22 protein-coding genes are annotated in these 19,681 nt (G+C 68.6%); 9 read left to right on the plus strand and 13 right to left on the minus strand.

Annotation, left to right across the window (positions count from 1 at the left end; all coding sequences use genetic code 11):
• Positions 1-1,123 precede the first annotated feature (1,123 nt).
• From VFO68_RS27935 to VFO68_RS27955, 5 genes are all read right to left on the minus strand, one after another.
• A complete protein-coding gene (locus VFO68_RS27935; protein ID WP_325161385.1) occupies positions 1,124-1,621 on the minus strand; it encodes an LppA family lipoprotein in 498 nt (165 codons plus the stop codon).
• Between the two features lie 94 nt (positions 1,622-1,715).
• The gene (locus VFO68_RS27940) at positions 1,716-2,492 is read right to left on the minus strand and encodes an ESX secretion-associated protein EspG (protein ID WP_325161386.1); all 777 of its coding nucleotides are present in this window, start codon (positions 2,490-2,492) and stop codon (positions 1,716-1,718) included.
• Positions 2,493-2,499: 7 nt separating this feature from the next.
• Positions 2,500-3,903, minus strand: coding sequence for a PPE domain-containing protein (locus VFO68_RS27945; protein ID WP_325161387.1), 1,404 nt, complete (start codon positions 3,901-3,903; stop codon positions 2,500-2,502).
• On the minus strand, positions 3,903-4,496 hold the full coding sequence (locus VFO68_RS27950) for a DUF3558 domain-containing protein (protein WP_325161388.1): 594 nt from the start codon (positions 4,494-4,496) through the stop codon (positions 3,903-3,905). Before VFO68_RS27950 ends, VFO68_RS27945 begins: the two co-directional genes overlap by 1 nt.
• A gap of 23 nt (positions 4,497-4,519) precedes the next feature.
• Positions 4,520-4,927, minus strand: a complete 408-nt coding sequence (locus tag VFO68_RS27955) for a hypothetical protein (protein ID WP_325161389.1) — start codon at positions 4,925-4,927, stop codon at positions 4,520-4,522.
• 529 nt (positions 4,928-5,456) lie between these two features.
• Between VFO68_RS27955 and VFO68_RS27960 the strand changes: the two genes are divergently transcribed.
• Positions 5,457-6,707 carry an MFS transporter gene (locus tag VFO68_RS27960; RefSeq protein ID WP_325161390.1) on the plus strand — a complete coding sequence of 417 codons (1,251 nt, stop codon included), beginning with the start codon at positions 5,457-5,459 and terminating at the stop codon, positions 6,705-6,707.
• Here the strand turns inward: VFO68_RS27960 and VFO68_RS27965 are convergent.
• Positions 6,676-7,893 (minus strand): ATP-grasp domain-containing protein, encoded by a 1,218-nt coding sequence (locus VFO68_RS27965; protein WP_325161391.1) that lies wholly within the window; start codon positions 7,891-7,893, stop codon positions 6,676-6,678. The two genes, VFO68_RS27960 and VFO68_RS27965, sit on opposite strands and share 32 nt — an antisense overlap.
• A gap of 89 nt (positions 7,894-7,982) precedes the next feature.
• Here VFO68_RS27965 and VFO68_RS27970 point away from each other — a divergent pair, with 89 nt between their 5' ends.
• The 6 genes from VFO68_RS27970 to VFO68_RS27995 all read left to right on the plus strand — a co-directional run bounded on the left by VFO68_RS27970 (position 7,983) and on the right by VFO68_RS27995 (position 11,636).
• Positions 7,983-8,312 (plus strand): metalloregulator ArsR/SmtB family transcription factor, encoded by a 330-nt coding sequence (locus tag VFO68_RS27970; RefSeq protein WP_325161392.1) that lies wholly within the window; start codon positions 7,983-7,985, stop codon positions 8,310-8,312.
• Complete coding sequence (locus tag VFO68_RS27975; protein ID WP_325161393.1) at positions 8,309-8,767, plus strand: SRPBCC family protein; 459 nt, start codon at positions 8,309-8,311, stop codon at positions 8,765-8,767. Before VFO68_RS27970 ends, VFO68_RS27975 begins: the two co-directional genes overlap by 4 nt.
• A gap of 22 nt (positions 8,768-8,789) precedes the next feature.
• Entirely contained in the window at positions 8,790-9,137 is a 348-nt protein-coding gene (locus VFO68_RS27980) for a VOC family protein (RefSeq protein ID WP_325161394.1), read from the plus strand.
• A gap of 83 nt (positions 9,138-9,220) precedes the next feature.
• Positions 9,221-9,565 (plus strand): hypothetical protein, encoded by a 345-nt coding sequence (locus VFO68_RS27985; RefSeq protein ID WP_325161395.1) that lies wholly within the window; start codon positions 9,221-9,223, stop codon positions 9,563-9,565.
• Positions 9,566-9,621: 56 nt separating this feature from the next.
• On the plus strand, positions 9,622-10,023 hold the full coding sequence (locus tag VFO68_RS27990; RefSeq protein ID WP_325161396.1) for a DUF3224 domain-containing protein: 402 nt from the start codon (positions 9,622-9,624) through the stop codon (positions 10,021-10,023).
• A gap of 74 nt (positions 10,024-10,097) precedes the next feature.
• Positions 10,098-11,636 carry an Nramp family divalent metal transporter gene (locus VFO68_RS27995; RefSeq protein WP_325161397.1) on the plus strand — a complete coding sequence of 513 codons (1,539 nt, stop codon included), beginning with the start codon at positions 10,098-10,100 and terminating at the stop codon, positions 11,634-11,636.
• Here the strand turns inward: VFO68_RS27995 and VFO68_RS28000 are convergent.
• The 3 genes from VFO68_RS28000 to VFO68_RS28010 are packed head-to-tail and all read right to left on the minus strand — an operon-like array spanning position 11,608 to position 14,389.
• On the minus strand, positions 11,608-12,282 hold the full coding sequence (locus VFO68_RS28000; protein ID WP_325161398.1) for a helix-turn-helix domain-containing protein: 675 nt from the start codon (positions 12,280-12,282) through the stop codon (positions 11,608-11,610). The genes VFO68_RS27995 and VFO68_RS28000 overlap by 29 nt on opposite strands.
• On the minus strand, positions 12,279-13,739 hold the full coding sequence (locus tag VFO68_RS28005) for an NAD(P)/FAD-dependent oxidoreductase (RefSeq protein ID WP_325161399.1): 1,461 nt from the start codon (positions 13,737-13,739) through the stop codon (positions 12,279-12,281). Before VFO68_RS28005 ends, VFO68_RS28000 begins: the two co-directional genes overlap by 4 nt.
• A gap of 56 nt (positions 13,740-13,795) precedes the next feature.
• A complete protein-coding gene (locus tag VFO68_RS28010; RefSeq protein ID WP_325161400.1) occupies positions 13,796-14,389 on the minus strand; it encodes a TetR/AcrR family transcriptional regulator in 594 nt (197 codons plus the stop codon).
• Between the two features lie 136 nt (positions 14,390-14,525).
• Here VFO68_RS28010 and VFO68_RS28015 point away from each other — a divergent pair, with 136 nt between their 5' ends.
• Positions 14,526-14,747 (plus strand): DUF3618 domain-containing protein, encoded by a 222-nt coding sequence (locus VFO68_RS28015; protein WP_325161417.1) that lies wholly within the window; start codon positions 14,526-14,528, stop codon positions 14,745-14,747.
• On the opposite strand, the gene VFO68_RS28020 is transcribed toward VFO68_RS28015, so the two are convergent.
• Together VFO68_RS28020 and VFO68_RS28025 are read right to left on the minus strand one after the other, a co-directional pair.
• The gene (locus tag VFO68_RS28020) at positions 14,740-15,096 is read right to left on the minus strand and encodes a hypothetical protein (RefSeq protein WP_325161401.1); all 357 of its coding nucleotides are present in this window, start codon (positions 15,094-15,096) and stop codon (positions 14,740-14,742) included. The genes VFO68_RS28015 and VFO68_RS28020 overlap by 8 nt on opposite strands.
• Positions 15,097-15,201: 105 nt before the next feature.
• Positions 15,202-15,819 carry a TetR/AcrR family transcriptional regulator gene (locus VFO68_RS28025; RefSeq protein WP_325161402.1) on the minus strand — a complete coding sequence of 206 codons (618 nt, stop codon included), beginning with the start codon at positions 15,817-15,819 and terminating at the stop codon, positions 15,202-15,204.
• 75 nt (positions 15,820-15,894) lie between these two features.
• On the opposite strand from VFO68_RS28025, the gene VFO68_RS28030 reads away from it, so the two are divergent.
• Positions 15,895-17,364 (plus strand): NAD(P)/FAD-dependent oxidoreductase, encoded by a 1,470-nt coding sequence (locus tag VFO68_RS28030; protein WP_325161403.1) that lies wholly within the window; start codon positions 15,895-15,897, stop codon positions 17,362-17,364.
• Here the strand turns inward: VFO68_RS28030 and VFO68_RS28035 are convergent.
• Positions 17,361-17,825, minus strand: coding sequence for a helix-turn-helix transcriptional regulator (locus tag VFO68_RS28035; RefSeq protein ID WP_325161404.1), 465 nt, complete (start codon positions 17,823-17,825; stop codon positions 17,361-17,363). The genes VFO68_RS28030 and VFO68_RS28035 overlap by 4 nt on opposite strands.
• Positions 17,826-17,994: 169 nt before the next feature.
• On the minus strand, positions 17,995-19,593 hold the full coding sequence (locus tag VFO68_RS28040; protein WP_325161405.1) for an LCP family protein: 1,599 nt from the start codon (positions 19,591-19,593) through the stop codon (positions 17,995-17,997).
• Positions 19,594-19,681: the final 88 nt, after the last annotated feature.

A 19,681-nucleotide genomic window follows, 5' to 3' on the forward strand; every position in this document is an offset into this window, starting at 1 on the left:
CAAGCTGGCGGAAGAAGCCTTCCGCATGGACGATGACTGGGGCACCCTCGTCTGGCTCGTGATGACCACTGGCATTCGCCGAGGCGAACTCTGCGGCCTCCGCTTCTCCCGCCTATAGACCTGGGCGCTGAGACCATCGACGTCCGCCGCAACTGGGTAGACGGCAAGGAAAAGGACACGAAAACCCACCAGAGTCGCCGCATCGCCCTAGACACCGAAACCGTCGTCCTGCTTAGAGAGCACAAAGAACGCGTCAAGAACCGCGTCGAATCCCTAAGCGCCATAGGCGGCCGAATAGTAGTACGCGGCGTGATGCTCCTCCGAAAATACCTCAGTTCCGACCCGAGATCGAAGGTCTCCGTAGTGGCGCGCAGCGGTGTGCGGGATGCGGAGATATAGAGATGCGAAGGATTGCATTAGATTGCGGAGTGTGATCACGCGCCAAGTGCCTCGCACTTGGGCCGACCCTGACCATTGTTTCGACCGGCGTTCGTAGTAGATCTTATGGCTGCCATCATTGTTGAATGAATCGCGGAATTACTATGTGCACCAAGGCAATAGAGTAAACGCATGCAGCGAGTCCGAAAAAGCCAAATATCAACAGATTGCCGCCAAGTTGTATCAGCGTGTCACCTAACATGATTGGTTCGCCTCACCTCCTTGGCGAGCTGTTTGACGTTTCAATATTGTTCGAAGCGATGGCATGCGATCGGCCTATGTGCTGGTTGTCCACGTTGCAGCCTGGGTGCACAGAACCTCGCTTTGCTCGCCACCTCGACAGCATTGAGCACACTACCGCAAGTTGCTACGACCGACGCCGCGAACAAGCAGAACGACCAATGAAGTCCAGGTCGACGGGGTTTGGGTCGTCCATGGAACTGTCCATGAACCGTGCCTGGATGCTGCTACTGGTGCGACGTTCGCACCCTGGTTAGTCGGTGTCTGCCCTGTGGGCAGGCAGGGCCACGGTGCTCGGTCGATTTAGGTTCCAGCCAGTAGGGGTTCGACTCCCCTCGGCCCCACCGAATTGATCATTGTGCGAATGGGATGCCGGCCGGCCACCGCTCCGGTCGTGGCGAGCCCATGGCGCCCGCCGTCGCTGGCAATTCATCCGGCGAGCCGCTCACCCGAACTCGGGGATCGTCGGGGTCCCTCGCTGATGGGCTTCCGCCGTCAGGTGGCACCCGGTCCGAACCTGGAGCACGGTGCTGAGCTTGGTGCCCAGGATGAGGTCTGCGCCGAGGGGGTCGGCCGTGGTGACCTCGTGGTCGCCCGGCACGTCGACGATCACACGAACGGGCGTTTCGAACCCGTACTGGCCGGCGACATCCTGTGCGATCTCCACCGCGCGCGCCCACGTGTCGTCGGGTACTTTCCCGTCGGATAGCCACATTCGCAGTCCGCGGGACTGCTTGTCGTCACCCTCGACGTCCGGGAATTGGCGGCAGCCCGCATTACCGCCGGACTTCGTGTCTTCGTACCACGCGCCGATGCCGGCTTCAGCTTCCAAGCGTTGGCGGAGCGTGGCTGTCATTTCGTCGTAGCGCTGTGCGGCTTGTTCGATGTCTGGACGCCCCATCATTTCTTGAAACTGTTGCTGGCGGCGGGTGTCCCTGTCCACGGTTCCTCCAGATCCACCATTGGTGACACCGCATGCGGACACGGCCACCACGACCGTGAGTAGTGCTCCCCACCGCCGGGTCACAGGCCAGACCTCACCACTTGACCGGTGCGTCGACCGGTCGGCCCAGTTCGGCGAGCAGTTCGTTGAGCTGGCGTGTGAGGGCGGCCTCTGTGCCGGGCAGCAGGGTGACCCACGGGGTGCCGCTGCTGGGCTTGCGGGTGAACAGGTAGCGGCGCTGGTGGGTGTCGTACACGCTGACCACATGGCCGGCCCGGCGGCGCTGCTCGCCGCGTCGGGTGCGGGCGGCACCGAAGTGTCCGAAGCGGATCACGTTTCCGGCCACGTCGGCGATCGTCCGGGCTTCGGCGTGGCCGAGCCCCTGGGAAGCGAGGGCGTTGGCCAGCGCGTCGGGACTGGCCCCCGCCCGCGCAGCGGCCGCATCAAGCGCCTGAGCCGGCAAGGTGATCGACCTTCCGGTGCCCGGCGGATGGGCGGGCAGCAAGGCGAGCGCCTCGCGGACGATGCGATCGGCCGGCGCCGCCTGCAGGCGCACCCGTGTGGCGTGGCGAATGGCCACGGTGGCATCGGCGCGGTTCGCGACGATCAACGCTCGGGTCGGCGGGCCGCTGGTGGTCAGCTGCAGCCGCGCGTCCAGCTCCCACTCTGAATGCACCAGCATGCGCAGCGAGGCACGCAGCCGGTCGTCGACCTGGCCGGGCCAGCCCAACCCGCGCTCCGCCAACGATTCCCACACCTGCTCGGCAAGAGCGGCGCGCTCGTCCAGCGTGGCGCCGTGCGACGCTACGTCGAGGACGACCGGTGGAACGCCGAGCCCCAAGTGCTCCCAGAGCACGTCGAACTCCAGCACCGACAACTCAATGAGCGCCCCCACCGCCGCCTTCCCCGGTCGTGCCAGTGCCGTCGTCAGGCATTTCCGCACCGATCACCGGCGGCGCGACCAGCGGAATGTCATCCCAGAACTCATCGTGATAGCCACGCAGGTAGTCCGGCGAGTAGTGCTCCTCGTCCTCCTCGCCACGCGTTCCAGCCCCGCCACCCATCGGAGCCATCGCGCCAGAACCCGCCGCGCGACCCGCAGCTCCGGCACCGCCTCGAGCACCAACGGTGCGTTCTCCTTCGCCTGGCACTCCACCGCTGAACCCACCGCGCCCGCCGCGCGCGGGTTCCCCATCGGCCCGGCCACCCGAGCCGGGAGATCCACTCGATCCGCGCCCGCCGTCAGCCGGGCCGGGGCCGGTTCCCACCGGCCGTCCGGTCGCCGGATCGATGAGCCGGCCGGTCTTCGGGTCGACCGGGAGACCGGTCCTGGGATCGATCGGCAGACCGGTTCTGGGGTCGATGCGCAATCCGGTCCTGGGGTCCAGCGGATGCCCAGTGACCGGGTCGAAGCCGGTGCCTGGCGGACCGGTGCCGGGACCCCTGGACGGGGGTCCCTCGCCGGGAGTTTGCGGTGCTGTGCCTGGTAGTTCGGTGATCGGGTTGGCCGATCCCGGGGTGGTGGTCTGGACCGGCTGACCGGTCGGCGGTGTCACGGTGCCGCCGGGGTTCGGGGTGTCGCTGCCGGCTGGCACCCGGGGGGCGCTGCCCGGCGCAGGGTTGGGTCCGGCGGTACCGGTCGGCCGCCGCCCGGGACCGGTGAAGATCGTGTCGGAGGTGGCGGTGACCGAGGTGTCCGTGGTCTTCGGCGGTGGTACGGCAACCGTCACCCGCTGCGGCGGCACGAACGTCCCCACACTCGACGCCGCCGTCTCGGCATTGCTGGAATAGCCCTGCATCAACTCCACGGCCCGCTGCTTGGCCTGCTGCGCGGCGCGCTCCTGCCGGTCCTGATCGGTCTGCCCACCGAACAAATGCGTAAACGACGCCGGAATCCCTCCGAAGTCCGAGTTCGCCGTGGACGTCACCGCCACCGGCTCCGGCATCGCGTTGGACGCGAACGAGAACGCCTCACTCACCTGCTGCACACTGCCGTTGCTGGCCGTGGCCGAGGTCCGGGCATCATCGGTCCACTGCATCAGGGGTGTCATCCCGGACTGCATCGACTCCGACGCCAACCCCTGCCACGTCGCCCCCGCCTCGTTCAGCAACCGGTCGATGTTGTCGCGGGACTGCCCCATCACGTCCGTGAACTCACCCCACGTCCGGTCAGCCTCGTTGACCGCGGACACACCGGCAGCCTCAGTCCTGACCATGTCGTAGAGCCTCTGATGCGAATAAAATGCCCAGTTCTGACCCAGGATCTGCTCCCAGATACCCATCAGCCACCCCCTACCAACGTCCGCATCGCCGACTCCGCCAACTGATGCGCATACTCACACCGCTCCGGCACCTGCGACGCCTTACTCGGTGTCAAGTTGACTGTGGCCAGCAGGTACTGGCCATTCGCTGTGTCGACCGCGACATAGCAGTCATACTGGTCGCCTTTCCGGGTGATGGCGATCGCGGGGAAACCTTCGACCGGTTCGACATTCTTCGCGATGCCACTCTTGCTGCCATCGGTCCATCCACCGATACCCTCTGTCATCACCAATGTGATGCTGAGGCCGAGAACGTTGTTGCTGTAGAAGCAGTCCGGAGACTTGAAGACGGGGTCCTGTCGCCTCAGCCTGCCGGGCTTTTCGATGTAGAACTTCGGCCAGTCTGACTGCGGAACTAGTGCGCAGGGATCTTTGCCGTCCAGGCGTATCTCGCGCGGGCGGGCTGGCGCTGAGCCCGAAGTCGTGGAACCAGAGGGCGGACTTGGTTGGGTTCCGCTTGTTGCGGGTCCGTCGGCGGTGGGCAGTGGTTGTCCGGCGGAGGTGTTGGTACATCCGGCGACGAGTCCGCCGACCAGCAGGATTGACGCGATCAACGTGCCTAGTCTTGATGAGCGGCTCACGCCGGCCCCTGTCCGAACTTGTCCGCGTTCGCCTGTTCAACGAGTCCGTAGTCCGTGGCCGCATCATTGAGCGATTGGATGATGTTGGTCAGCTCATCTACGTAGCCCCGTGCTGCATCCAGGGCGGACTGCCCGTTCTTGCCGAGAACGTCGACCACGCCGTCGCTGCAGGGGTCGGTCCCCGGCGGCCGAAGGTCAACCAACAGGTGTCCCTTGTCGTTGATGAATGAGCGGATTCTGTCGCGTTCGTCTTCGAAGCCGCGTTTGACGAAAAGGATCTTGTCGGGTTGGACGACCAAGGTGGCCGGGGGCAGGCCGGAGCCGATTTGACCACTCGGTTCGGCCGAGTCGCCTCCCTGAACAAACGGCACGTAACCCACCCTCTCGACGCTCAACCAGCGCACGGACACATTCTGATAACAGAACGTACGCGTGCTACCACGCACAGAGGGCAGCGTAGCGAATCCATTGAGCATCGCGGAGCGGGATCGGGCAGAACGAGTGGGATTACCTAGGTCATAGACGATGTGGATCTGGTCGTGGGGGAGGCGCAGGTACAGCTCCATCGGTCCCGGGGGAGAGTCGGCTGGACGGCTGAGCCATGACGACCGAGATTGGGGCCGGAACGTATCGGGTCGCGGGGTCGGCGGGTAGTCACGGTCGGTGATAATGATCGACATTTCGTAGGCCTGGTTGGGGTACGAAAGATGTGCGAGCGAGGGGGCTTGTGCGATGTCGGACGGGTTTGCCATTGATGTGGCCGAGGCTGACACGGCGGCCAAGGATCCGGGCGGGTCGCTGCCGCGGGCGGTGGTTGTTGCGTGGTCCGGTCTGCAGGTTGATTGTGCACGAGGGCTTCGGCCACCTCGGCGGATAGGTTGTAGTTCGGAGGAAGTTTAGCCGGACCTGACCGGGGGCGAATTTACTCGGGTGATGACCGACATCTCCACGGCTCCGGCGTTGGAGCGGTCGCGGCGGGGGTCCGGGTTGAACCGGGTTCTGTTCGTTGACACGCTCATGGGGAGCACCGGGCTGTTCGCCCTCCTGCCGGTGCTGGGGGTGCTGCTGGCGGCCGGTGCGGGGGCGGCGGTCGTGGGGATCGGGCTGTTCAGTTATACGGCCGCGGCGGGGTTGTCTTCGTTGGTGGTCAACCGGTGGTTGCCGGGCGTCAACTACCGGGTGGGGATGGTGGGCAGCGTTGTGCTGACCGCGCTGGCCTTCGGGTTGTTGCCGTATGTGCGGGATCCGGTGGTGCTGTGTGTTCTGCTCGTGCTCGCGGCGCTGGGGGTGAGTGTCCATTTTGTCCTGTCGCGGGTGTTGATCGCGGAGGTGGTGCGGGACGACATCGGTCGCAACCGGCTGTTCTCCCGGCTGCAGATCGCGGTCAACGCCGGGGCGTCGGCCGGCCCGTTCGTGGCCGGGCTGCTGTATGCGAACGCCGATCCGCGGGTGCTGCTCGGTGTCGTGTCCGGCTGTTACCTGCTGGCCGCGGCCACGCTGTTGGTCGGTCTTGCCGACCATGGCCGGCCGCCGCCGGGCACCAACGGGTGGCCGGTCAGCAGGGCGACCCTGCGCGCGGTGCTGCGCACGCCGGACATGTGGCGCACGGTGGCGATCGGCACGCTGGGATCGTTGGTGTACGGCCAGTTCTACTCCGCGTTCGCGTTGCTCGTCGCGCACGAGGTCGACTCGGTCGGCCTGCGCTCGGTGCTGCTGGCCGGCCCGGCGATGCTGATCGTGGTTGCCCAGGCGGGAGTCACCGGCGTGGTCAGCCGCCTGCTGCGCACCGGCGCGCGCGCGTTCGTCCTGCTCGCCATCGCCACACTGATCTTCGGCGCCGCGTTGCTCATCCTGGGCGCCGGGCCGCCGCTCGTCGTGTGCATGGCCGCGACGGTGGTGGCGTTCTCCATCGCGGAGATGCTGTTCTGGCCGATGTTCAGCACCGCGTTCGCCGGGCTGCCGCTGCACTCCAAGCTGGAAGCGTTCAACCTCAGGCAGATCTCCCAGACCACCGGGGAGGCCTGCGGCGCGTTCCTCGGCGGAAGCCTGTTCCTCACCATGCACCTGGCCGGTCAGGGGCGGCTGTACTGGTTGCTGCTCGGCGGGCTGACCATCCTCGTCACGATGGGCCTGGCGCGATCGGCCGGTGTGATCACGCCATCTCGAACTCCACCAGCGCGGTGAGCTTGCTGGCCAGGGCATGCGCCTGCGCCGGCGTGTCGGCGCCCACCACGACGACCCCGGCCCGGTCCGGGGAACTGCGGATCGGGCCGAGCAGCGCGCCCGGCCGCACGGTCAACTCGGCGTGCGACACGGCCGGATGGGCCAGCACCGTGTCCCAACCGTGCACCGCGACCAGCCGGCCCGGCGGCGGGGCGAGGAAGCGCGCGGCCGCCGCCCTGGTCGGGGCCGGGGGTCCTCCGGTCGGCCGGCCCAGCGCGTCGTCGAGGACCAGGCCGAACATCTCCAGGCCGGGAAGCGCGTAGCCGAGCAACCGGTGGATCCAGTCCCCGCCCGGGCGTGGGTGCACCTCGCCGAGCACGACGCCGTGGTCGGTCAGCCACCCCTCGGCGTGGAACACGCCGAACCGAAGCTCCAATGTGGACAGTGCGGCGCGGACCTGGCGGCCGATCTCCGCGCGGGTGCCGTCCGGCAGGTCAGCCGGAAGCACGTGGCCCAACTCGACGAACCACGGCGGCGGCAGCTTTTCCTTGGCCGTCACCGCGAGCACCGTGGCCTCGCCGCCGAGGAACACGCCCTCCACACTGAACTCCGCGCCCTCGACGTACTCCTCGACCAGGAACTCGCCCGGGTCCGGCAACTCGGCGATCGCCGACGGCACCTCCCCGGCGCCGGTCACCATGCGCACGCCCTGGCTGCCCTGCCCGGCTCGTGGCTTGATCACCCACGGGCCGGCGCTCTCGCGCAGCACGGCCACCGCCTGCCGGGCACTGGTGCACAGCCGCACCATGGGCTGGCGGAACCCGGCGGCGGCCAACGCCTGCCGGCACACGTCCTTGTCGCGGACACGCCGCACCGCCTCCGGCGGGTTGCCCGGCGCTCCCAGCGCCGCCGCGGTCCGCGCGACCGACAGCTGCACCGTGTCGCGCAGGCCCAGCACCACGTCGAACCGCTCGCCCGCGGCCAGGCGCTCCCGCGCCCAGCGGACGCATCCGGCTGGGTCATCGGGATCGACCGCGGAGACCTGGTCGGCCAGGCGGTGGGCAGGCCGGGTGCGCGGGAGCGTCTCCGCGCGGTTGGTCACGTGTGACCGGATGCCGCGAGCCCTGGCCTGGGTCAGCAGATCCCTGGCGATGTCCATGCTGCAGGCAACCGGATTCGCGCCACCCAGATACAGCAAGCCAGTCATGGCGTCACTGTCCCAGGCCGGCCTTCATTTCCGGTTCATAGTTAAGCGTTCGCTTGACTGTTGGCTCGGCGCTCCCTATAGTCAAGGAGGTGCTTAAGTATGAGGCGGCTCCGGATCGGGTGTTTCACGCGATGGCGGACCCGACTCGGCGGGCGATGGTGGAGCGGCTGGCCCGGGGCCCGGCCTCGGTGAGTGAGCTGGCCGGACCGTTGCCCATGACGTTGGCGGCGGTGGTGCAGCACCTGCAGGTGCTGCAGGCCAGCGGGTTGGTGCGGTCGGAGAAGGTCGGCCGGGTCCGCACCTGTCACCTCGATCCGGACGGGCTGCGGGAGGCCGAGGAATGGTTGCGCGGCCAGCGCACCGTCTGGGAGAACCGGCTTGATCGCCTGGGGGACTATCTCGATGGGCAGGGATCATGAGCGAACGCGTTGCGCAGCATGCCACGTTCACGCTGGAGCGGGACTATTCGGCCGCGCCGGGCCGGGTGTTCGCTGCCTGGGCCGATCCGGTGGCCAAGAGCCGGTGGTTCGCGGGGGAGGGGACCACGCACGAACTCGACTTCCGGGTCGGCGGAACGGAAACCGTGCTGCGCCGGGACTCCGGCGCGCCGGAGTTGAGGTTCGTGGCGGAGTACCGGGACATCGTGCCGCAGGTGCGGATCGTGTTCACGTCCAGCCTGTTCGCCGAGGGGGAGTTGGCGACGGTGGCACTGACCACCGTGCGGTTCGACGCGGCCGGCGGCGGTACCCGGCTGGTGCTCACCGAGCAGGGCACCTTTCTCGACGGCCGGGAGGCGGTGGACTGGCGGGAGAAGGGCACGGGCGACTGGCTGGACGCGCTCGCGGTGGAACTGCTCCGGCCGGCAAGCGCCTGAGCCCGAAAGGAAGGATGTGCCGATGTCGGTAACCAAGATTCTTGCTGTCGTCCCGGTGGCGGACCTCGATGCCTCGGTCGCCTGGTACGAGCGGCTGCTCGGGCGTGCGGCGGACGCGCGGCCGATGCCGGGCCTGGCGGACTGGCACCTCACCGACACCGCCTGGGTCCAGGTGTTCCGGGATCCGGACCGGGCCGGCGGCACGGCGCTGAACTTCGCGGTCGACGACCTGGCCGCGCACACCGCGGAACTGGCCGGCCGGGGGATCGCGCTCGGCGAGGTCACCAGCACCGACAAGAACGCGGAGCTGGCGTCGGCCACCGACCCGGACGGCAACACGATCACCTTCATCCAGAACCCCTCCACCTGAGCGTTTGACTGGGGGTCAACAACTCTCGCCCGGAGGATGCCTAGGGTGGCGGTCCCCGTCGGCCAGGTGAGAGGAAACCGAGGATGGACCGCCCGTTGGGCGCCGTGGAGCGGGCGGCCGTGGCCGAGTTTCCCGAACTGCGCACCCTGATCGACCTGCGTGACCGTGGCGGGTGGCTGTTCTTTCGGGCGGGGACCGGCGAACTGCGTGGGGTGCGCGCCTGGCCGCAGGGCTTCGCCGACGCGCTTCTGGTACGCGGTTCACACGATGCGGCGGCACTGCGCGGTGATCACGCCGGCGGCGTGGTGTGGGCGCGGGACGGCTGCCTGGTCCACGTGGTCAACGGGTTGCTGGACCTGCCGGCGCCGGGCGCCCCCGGGGCGCCGGTGCTGGTGCGGGGGAGTGCGCCGCGGCTGTGGACTCCGTAGTGGGGGTGGCGGGTTTGTCCAATCGCCGAAGGGCGCGCCGTGGGCAGGATGCCGGCATGAGTACGACAACCATCGCCAGCGGGACGTTCGAGATCGGGGAGTGGGACGAGGAGATCTACGACGAGTCGGCGGGAACGCGGCTGGGGCGGACCCGGTTGACCAAGACGTTCGCCGGGGATCTGCGCGGGACCAGCGTGGTCAACATGTTGGCGGTGAGCCTCGAGGTCGACGGTCAGCCCCAGGGAGCCGCCTATGTCGCCGTCGAGCGGGTCACCGGGACCCTGCACGGGCGGCAGGGCAGCTTCGTGCTGACCCACATCGCCGGCGAGGCGCACGGGCACCGGGTGTCGGTCGTTCCCGGCTCCGGTACCGCCGACCTGCGCGGAATCAGCGGCGAGTTGGTGATCGAGCGGCATCCGGACGGTTCGCACGCTTATACATTCGACTACACGTATTGACCATCGCCCATCAAGGGTGTAATCCCAAGTGGGAGGTATGTCGAATGTAGACATCTTCCCCTGCGGAGGTCATCGTGGCCCGAAGCACCGACACCGATCCCGTGCCCGTACCCGACACCGAGGTCCATCAGATCGGCGTGAGCCGCCCTCCGTTGGCGGTGGACGACCTACCCACGCCGGAGGAGGTGTTCAAGGCCGGCCGGCTCGGCCCCTGGCAGATCATCCAGTTCGTGATCGGCCCCAGCCTGATCGCGCTGGGCATCTCGATCGGCAGTGGTGAGTGGCTGCTCGGCCCGCAGGCGGTCGGTTCCTTCGGTTTCATCGGGATCGGTTGGGTCATCACGGTTTCCGCTGTGCTGCAGACCTTCTACAACGTGGAGGTCTCCCGCTACGTGGTGGCCACCGGCGAGGTTCCGGTCGTGGGCTGGGGGCGGGTGGGACCCGGCTGGAAGTTCTGGATCCCGGTCTCTCTGATCGTGTTCTACGCCGCATTCATCTTCGGCGGCTGGGCGGCCAGCGCCGGCCAGGGCCTGTATGCGCTGATCACCGGGGAGGTGCACGACCCGAAGAACCCGACCGAGGTCGAGTACACCCGGCTGCTCGCCATCGGTCTGCTGCTGGTGGTCTTCCTGATCACCGTGATGGCCCGAAAGGTCTCCCGGACGCTGGAGTTGAGCAACTGGGTCATGGTCGGCACGCTGCTGTCGGTCCTGATCGTGGTGGATCTGGCCATCGTTCCGTGGTCGGTGTGGTGGGACGGCATCAGCGGGCTGCTCACCCCTGCGGCGCCGCCATCCGGGATCACCGCGACCACGCTCGGCGCACTGGCCGGGTTCACCGCGCTCGCCTCCGGCCTGAACTGGTATGCGATGAACCACTACCGGGACAAGGGCTACGGCATGGGCCACAAGGTCGGCTTCATCTCCGGGATGCGGGGCGAGCGGCAGGAGATCAAGCCGGTCGGCGTGACCTTCCGGGACACCCCGGAGAACGCGGCGCGGTGGAAGCGCTGGTACGGGCTGCTGAAGGTCGACCAGTGGCTCGTGTTCTTCGTCGGGGCCATGCTCGGCATGCTGCTGCCCACGATCCTGATGGCGCACGTCGTGGCCACCAGCGGGGAGAAGCCGACCACCGGCAACGTGCCCACGTTCGCCGCGGAGAAGTTGGGCGAGCAGTACGGCCAGGGGATGTTCTACCTGATGCTGGTCGTGGGCGTACTCATCCTGTTCTCCACGCAGCTGGGCATCTTCGAGGCGCTGGTGCGCAACTTCACCGACTCGGTGCACGCGACCAGCCCGCGCATGCGGCGGATCCTCGAGGGTGATCCGCGGAAGTTCTACTACCCGTACATGCTGCTCGTCATGGTGGTCATCGCCGGTGCGATCCACCTGGCCACCCCGGTGAAGCTGGTGCAGATCTCGGCGAACATGTCCAACCTCGGTGCGCTGATCTTCCCGTTCATGTTGATGTACCTGAACTCCAAGCTGCCCAGACCGGCGAAGCCACGGTGGTGGCACTACGTGATCCTGGTGCTGAACGTGGTGTTCTTCGGGTTCTTCTTCGTGAACTTCGTCTACGAGTCGTTCACCGGGGATCCGTTGGTGCGGTTCTGACCGCGGGGAACGTGTCGCGCAGGATGGCCAGCAGCGTGTTGGTCAGCAGCAGCTGGACGTGCTTGCGCGGCATCGTCTCCCGCATCAGCCATTCGCGTGCGGCGGCCTTGACCAGCGCGCCGTAGCTGCGGATCATCGCGCGCAGCTCCTCGCGGTGCGCGACCACCTCGGCGAGGTCGACGGCCTCGAGGATCCGGTCGGCCGCGATGTCGTCGGCCTCGGCGAGAATCCGGTCCACCTCGAGGTCTCCGACGCCCTCGGCCCCGACCGCCGCGAGCCAGGTTTTCGGATACATGGACACCACGTCGAGAAACCAGGACACCGCGCCGTCCACCCGCTGGGGCAGCGAGCCTTTCGGCAGCCGGGCCACGGCGTGCTCCGGAAAGGTCACCATCCGGCGCACCACGGTCAGGTACAGCGCCCGCTTGGTGCCGAAGTAGTGGTTGATCAGGCCGCGGGCCACGCCGGCCTCGCGGGCCAGTTCCGCGGTGGACACCGCGGAGTAGGGCCGTTCGCCGAACAACTTGATGGCACAGGCGAGGATCTGCTCGCGGCGCTGGTCCGGCTCCAGCCGCCGCCACCGCGGCGCGGTGCCGGACGGTTCGCTCGCCGGTCCGGCCGACGCCGCGGCCGAGTGTGCGCTCACGGTGCGCTCACCCAGTAGTCGGCCAGGTTGAGCTTTCTGGTGCGCCGGTCGTACTCGGACACCAGGCCCGGCCAGTTGGTGGGAATTCGGCCGTCGGCGTCGCGGTACCAGCTGTCGCACCTCGCCCACACACTGCGCGAAAGCCGGCGCCGCACCTCGTCGTCGAACCGGTCCGCCACGTCCTCCCGTACGTCCAAATAGGACGGTACGGTGGCGATGTGCCGAACGGCCTGGCGGATGTAGCGGGCCTGGCGTTCCAGCATGTAGATGATCGAGCCGCAGCCGAGGTTGGTGTTCGGGCCGTACATCAGGAACATGTTGGGGAACCCGGCGACGGTGATGCCCAGGTAGGCCCGGGCACCGTTGCTCCAGTGCTCGCGCAGGTCGCGTCCGTCCAGGCCGAGCACCTTCATCGGGCCGAGGAACTCGGTGGTGCGGAAGCCGGTGGCGTAGATGATCACATCGGCCGGATGCTCGACGCCGGCCGCGGTGCGCACGCCGGACGGGGTGATCTCGGCGATCCGGCCGGTCTCCAGGGTCACGTTGGCGGCGGCCACCGCCGGGTAGTAGTCGCTGGCGAACAGCACCCGCTTGCAGCCCGGCGGGTAGTCGGGGGTGAGCTTGGCCCGTAGCTGCGGGTCCTTGATCTGCTTGTTGCGCAGTGCCCGGGACAGCCACTGGACGCCCTTGGTGATCGCCGTGTTGCCCTTGAGGCCGACCGTCGCGAACTCGCACAGGCCCCAGAAGAAGCCCCGCTCGGCGAGTTGGGTCCGGGGCAGCCGGCGGTACAGGGCGAGCTGCCACGGGCGGTAGACGGTGTCCGGCTTGGGCACCACGTACGGCGCGGTGCGCTGGAACAGGGTCAGCGCCGCCACCTTCGGCTGGATCCGCGGCACGAACTGGATGGCGCTGGCCCCGGTGCCGATCACCGCCACCCGTTTGCCGGTCAGGTCACAGTCGTGGTCCCACAGTGCGGAGTGGAAGCTTTGCCCGGCAAAGGTTTCCTGCCCCGGCAGGCTGGGCAGCGCCGGCCGGGACAGTTGCCCGACGGCCGGGACGAACACGTTCGCCTCGTAGGTCTCGCCGGTGCTGGTCTCCACCCGCCACAACCCGGCCTCGGCGTCGAAGGCGGCGGCGGTGACCTCGGTGTTGAACCGGATGTGCTCGGTGATGCCGTACTTGTCCGCGGTGCGGCGCAGGTAGTCCTGGATGTCGGCGCGCAGCGAGAACCGCATCGGCCAGTCGGGGTTGGGCTCGTAGGAGAAGGAGTAGTAGGGCGACGGGATGTCGCAGCCTGCGCCGGGGTAGGTGTTCTCCCGCCACACGCCGCCGATGTCGCCGGCCTTCTCCAGCAGCGTGATGTCACCGAACCCGGCGCGCTTGAGCTCGATGGCCACTCCGACGCCGCCGAAGCCGGTGCCGACGATGAGCACGGATGGTTGACCGGTGGCTGGCATCTGGCCCTCCGGAGTAGTTGGCGATCGGTCAACAGACGCTACACGGCGCCGGCGGCTCAGGGCAGGTCCCGGCCCACGAGCAGTCGCGCGAGCATCGCGGTGAACCGGTCGGCCTCGACGTCGCCGGGCGGGGCGCCGAAGTACTCCGTGGACAGGAAGTAGCCGAGCTGGGCGGAGATCAGCACCGTGGCCGCGGCCGCCGGGTCGTCCTTGACCGGCGGTGTCGGGGCCTGGAGCAGCAGATCGGCGATGCCGAGCTCGATGCCGCGCGCGGTCATGGTCTGCCGGACCCGGCCGGCGAGGTCGTTGGGTCCGGCCCGCTCCCACATCAGGATCGCGATCATGGGCAGCAACCGGCGCAGGAACGCCAGCTCCGCGCCCAGCCGTTCGGCGAGCTCCGTCTCCGGCGGCCGCTGCGGCGACGGCGACCGGACCCAGGTGATCGGATCCTCGGCGACCTTGGCCAGCTCGCGGTCCAGCACGGCGGACAGCAACTCGTGCTTGTCCCGGAAGTGCCGGTAGAAGCTGCCGCTGCCGGCGGACAGGCCGGCGCCGGCCTCGATCGCGGTGACCGGCGTGGCGGCGACGCCCTGGGCGGCGAACAGTCGCAGCGCGACGTCCATGATCCGCTCACGGGTCCCCGACGCCATGAACGCAATGCTACTGAGGACGGAAATCCGCTTGCCGGTGGCCGAGTAGGGTAGCGATAAACGGCGGGCCGTGAGCGCCGGTGACCAGGCGGTGATCTACCGTTGGCGGCACGGCATGCCGGCGGAGGAGGACGACGTGGCCCGCGACCCGAACACCATTGAGCGCGAGATCGAGCAGGCGCGCGAGGCGCTGGCCTCGACCCTGGACCGACTCGGCACCCAGGCCAACCCGAAGCGGCTGGTGGGCAACGCGAAAGCCAGCGCGGTGACCAAGCTCAACGACCCGAAGGTGAAGTACCCGCTGATCGGGATCGGCGCGCTGCTCGTGCTGTTGCTGCTGCGCAAGCTGTTCAGCTAGTCGGCAGTTCCTCGCTCGACTCCGCGGCCGGTGGCCGGCGGGGGCCGGGTGTCGGCTTCGCGGTCGCCGGGGGTTCGGCGGGCGCCGGGGGTTGCGGGCTCGCCGGCTCGGCCTTCGCCATCCGGGCGGTCAGGTAGGCGGTGGTGAACTCCAGCGCGTCGCCGTTGAGCAGGTGCACCACGGTGCGGTGCTCCTCGCCCGGCGTCAGTTCCTCGACCAGTTGGTCGGTCCGGTCCCGGGCGGCGATGATGCCCGGCGCTTTGCCGCTCAACTGCCGGCCGCGCCCCGTGATCGTCACGGTCCAGTCGTCGCCGTCCGGAACGTAGTTCGCCTCGATCGGATCACCCATCGACGTACCCCTCGTCTTCGTCTCCCACGCACCTTGCAAGACGCACTTAACCCAATGGAGGGCTCGTTCGCAGGCCGTAGATGCGGCAAAGGCGGAAATTATCGATCAAGTGGGGGACCCCAGGGTGCTCCGAAGGCCGTACCAGAGCAGGTCCATGACGTACTCGGCGGCCTGCTTGGCGGTGACCCGGTCGAGGCCGTCCCGCTCCACGTACCAGATCGACAGCCGTTCGCAGGCGCCGACGATGATCTCGGCGGCGGCCTCGAGATCCCGCTGCGGCGCGTCCGGCCGGAACCGGGCGAGCAGGGCGGCGTCGATGGCGCTCTGCTGCGCCCGGATCGCCTCGATCTCGTCGGCGGCGGCCTGGCCGGCAGCCACCGCCTCCCGGCGGATCAACTGCCAGGCCCGGCGATGCGAGTCGGTGAACTCGAAGAACGCGACCAGGCCGGCGCGCAGGGCGTCCTCGGGGTTGGCCACCCCGTCGACCGCTCCGGTGATCGCCGCCAGCAGTTCGGCCCTCGCCCGCCGGATGCAGGCCACCAGCAGGCCCTCCTTGGACCCGAAGTACTCGTAGAGCATGGGTTTGGAGACCCCGACCCGCTCGGCGATCTCGTCCATGGACGCGGCCTGGTACCCGCGCTCGGCGAACATCTCCTCGGCGACCGTGACCATCTGGCGTTCCCGCTGCGCCCGGGGCATCCGGCGGCGCCGCTCGGTGGACATGACCGAACTCTACCGGAGGTAACCTACTTCGAGTAAGTTAGACTCCCGGTACCACCTGACCAGGGAGGCGGGCGCATGGGTGAGCGGCGGGTCGAGACCGGGGTCATCGTGATCGGCACCGGGTTCTCCGGACTGGGCATGGCGATCCAGCTGCGCCGGGACGGCCGCGAGGACTTCGTCGTGCTGGAGAAGGCCGACGACGTGGGCGGGACCTGGCGGGACAACACCTACCCGGGTTGCGCCTGCGACATCCAGTCGCACATGTACTCGTTCTCCTTCGAACAGAACCCGAACTGGACCCGGTCGTTCTCGCCCCAGGGCGAGATCTGGGACTACCTGCGCCGGGTCGCCGACAAGTACGACCTGCGTCGCAAGATCCACTTCGGGGTGCGGGTGACCGGGGCGCGGTGGGACGCCGACGAGGCGCGCTGGCACGTCGCCACCGAGTCCGGCGCCGAGTACGTCGCGCGGTTCCTGGTCGCCGGCACCGGCGCGCTGCACATCCCGAACGTTCCGGACCTGCCCGGGCTCGCCACCTTCGCCGGACCGGCGTTCCACTCGGCGCAGTGGAACCACGACTACGACCTCACCGGCAAACGGGTTGCGGTCATCGGCACCGGCGCCAGCGCCATCCAGTTCGTGCCCCAGATCGCGCCGCGGGTGGCCGAGCTTCACCTGTTCCAGCGCACCCCGCCGTGGATCATGCCCAAGCCCGACCACGCCGTCCCGGACTGGGCCAGGACGCTGTTCAACCGGGTGCCGGGCGCCCAGCGGGCCTACCGCGCGCTGCTCTACTGGCTGCTCGAGTCGCGGGCCGCCGGGTTCAACGGCCACCCGGCCATGCTCCGGCTCGGCCAGCGCTTCGCCCGGTGGAACATGGAGCGTTCGATCACCGACCCGGTCCTGCGGGCCAAGCTCACCCCCGACTACACGATGGGCTGCAAGCGGGTGCTGGTGGCCAACGACTTCTACCCGACGCTGAACCGACCCAACGTGCACCTGGTCACCGACGGCGTCGCGGAGATCCGCCCCACCGCGGTGGTGGACCGCGCCGGTATCGAGCACGAGGTCGACGCGATCATCTTCGGCACCGGGTTCCACGTCACCGACGGCTTCGACTATCTGAACCTGACCGGCCGCGACGGGCGGGACCTGGCCAAGCAGTGGCGTACCGACGGCATCGGGACCCACCTCGGCATGACCGTCGCCGGCTACCCGAACCTGTTCTTCCTGCTCGGCCCGAACACCGGCCTCGGTCACAACTCGGTGGTGTTCATGATCGAGTCGCAGATCCGGTACGTGGCCGAGGCGATCCGACTGACCGAGCGCGACCTCGCCGCGACCATCGAGGTGCGGCAGGCGGCGCAGGACCGGTTCCAGACCGACATCCAGCGCAAGCTCGCCAAGGGGGTGTGGAGCACCGGCGGCTGCACCAGCTGGTACCTGGACGCCAAGGGCGTGAACCGGACGATCTGGCCCGGGTTCACCTGGCGCTACTGGCAGCGCACCCGCCGGGTCAACGCCGCCGACTTCGACCTTCTTTAGGCGATCCGGCGCAGCTGGGCGATCAGCTCGACGGTGTCCATCCCGCAGAGCTTGGCCATGTACTCCAGCGCGGCGATGTCGAGCAGGACCACGGTGGCCGCCGCCGGTCGCTCGGCGAGCCGTCCGCTGGCCCAGCGGCGCAGCGGGGACAGCTCCGGGGCCGCGTCCCGGGCGACCTTGCGGAGGTCCACCCGGATCCGGCCGATCGGGGCCTCGGTGAACACCCGTTGGTGTACCCGGGCCAGGAGGTCGTGCGGCAGCTCGTCCAGGGCGTGGCAGATCTCCACCAGCCGGATCACCGAGATCTGCCGGGTGCCGAGCTCGTAGGTGGCCAGCGTCTGCAACGAGATGTCCCGGCGCAGCCGGTCGTTGAGATCCTTGCGGGTCCACCCCCGGCGTTTGCGCAGCAGGCGGAGCTCGTCGCCGAGCACACGCTGGTAGGTCGCAACGTCGAGTTCCACCGCTCCCCCTTCCGGAGTCCAGGGGCGGTTGCTGACCAGCCGCCAACACCTCAGGATTCGACGACACCACGCGCATTACGCAAATTGCACAACGAACGGCACAGTTCGCCCGAAAGGGCGATGGGTATCCCCCCGGCGGCGGGAATCGACGAACGGCCGGTTGCCCAGGTCAGTTGACGCAGCCGTCGGCCGGCGGGGAGTCGGGGCGCTGGGGACCCGCGCTGGGACCCGAGGCGGCCGGCTGGTCGGCGGGCGCACGCTGCGCCCCGAGCTTGAAGTCCCGGCCCAGCAGCACCGTGACGTGGCCCTTCGGCACGTTCTGGTCCGCCTCCGCCGGCAGGCCGCCGAGCGCGGCGGCAACCCGTTCGCCGCTGCCGTCCTCGCCCGCGGCGAACCGGACCACCGAGGTGGCCCGGGCGTTGGAGTTGCCGGTCTCACCGGCCCGGAAGCCCTGCGCTTCCAGCGCCTGCGACACCTGACCGGCGAGGCCGGTGCGGCCGGAGGCGTTGCGCACGTCCACCGTGATGCTGCTGTCGGCCGGGGCCTCGTCCGGCGCGGGTGCGTCGCTGGCGGGTTGCCCGCCGCCGTGCAGCAGGCCGGTCACGAAGGACTTCACGTCGCGCGGGTTCACCTCGACGGCGTCCCCGTCGCCGGTGCGCAGCGCGATGCTGCCCACCGGGATCGTCTTGAACTCCAGGTTGCCGCCGGTGAAGCCCATCATCTGCTGGGCGAACTGGATGACGTTCCAGTCCTGGTCCAGCACCACCGACTTCTGCACCGCGGCGCGCAGCGCGTCCAGCGTCTCCGAGCCCGGCTTGAGCATCTCCGAGGAGAACACCTTCTTGGCCATTCCGGCCATGAACACCTGCTGGCGCACGATCCGGTCCAGGTCGCCGTTGGGCAGGCCGTGCCGCTGCCGGACGAAGGACAGCGCGGGAGCGCCGGACAGGGTCTGCTTGCCGGCCGGCAGGTGCGCGCCGGACAGGTTGTCGTCGACCGCCTTGTTCAGGCAGACCTCGATGCCGCCGACCGCGTTGGTGATGTCGTAGAAGCCGAGCAGGTTGATCTCGGCGTAGTGGTCGATCTCGGCGCCGGTCAGCTTCTCCACCGTGGCGATCAGGTTCTTGGCGCCCTCCAGGTTGGACTCCACCTCGAGCTTGGCCTGGTCCTTCTGGCCCCCCTTGCGCAGCCGCTCCATCGCGTCGTTCTTCGCCCGCACGTAGGCAGAGTTGATCTTGTGCTTGCCGTAGCCGGGGATCTCGACGTAGGAGTCGCGCGGCATCGAGATCCCGATCGCCTTCCCGCCGTCGTTCGGGATCCGGATCATGATCAGGGTGTCGGTGTTGAGCGTGCCGTCGACCTTGCCCGCCGACAGTTGCCGCAGCACGTCCTTGGACAGCGGGTTGCCCTGCGCGTCGGTGCGGCTGTCCATGCCGACCATCAGGATGTCGATCGCGCCGTCGGCCGGCCGCTCGGACGGCGCGGTGTCGATCACGTCCTGCCGGGTCAGGCCGTCCTCCCACTCGTTGAGGGTGGACCAGTAGTACCCGGTGAGCGCGAACACCAGCAGCGACAGCACGACCACCACGGTCTTGGCGCTGGTCAGCGCGCCGGTGTCGCGGCTGGGCGGTGGCCGGCGGGCGGGCCGTGGGCGGACCTGGCGGACCGGGTCCGGCGGCGGCTGCCAGCGTGCGTCGGCGATGCGCTCGGTCCGCTGGTCGGGATCATGCGGGTAACGGTCGGACGCCCTCGGTGGCCGATAGTTCACCCGCTCTCCTCCCGTCGACGCCTGCCCTCCGCTACCAGTGTGACGTCTCAGCGGCCGGCCCGGTTGTGTTCAGCGTGACACACCGACC

The sequence above is a fragment of the Actinophytocola sp. genome (assembly GCF_035712165.1).
Lineage (GTDB): Bacteria > Actinomycetota > Actinomycetes > Mycobacteriales > Pseudonocardiaceae > DASYTH01.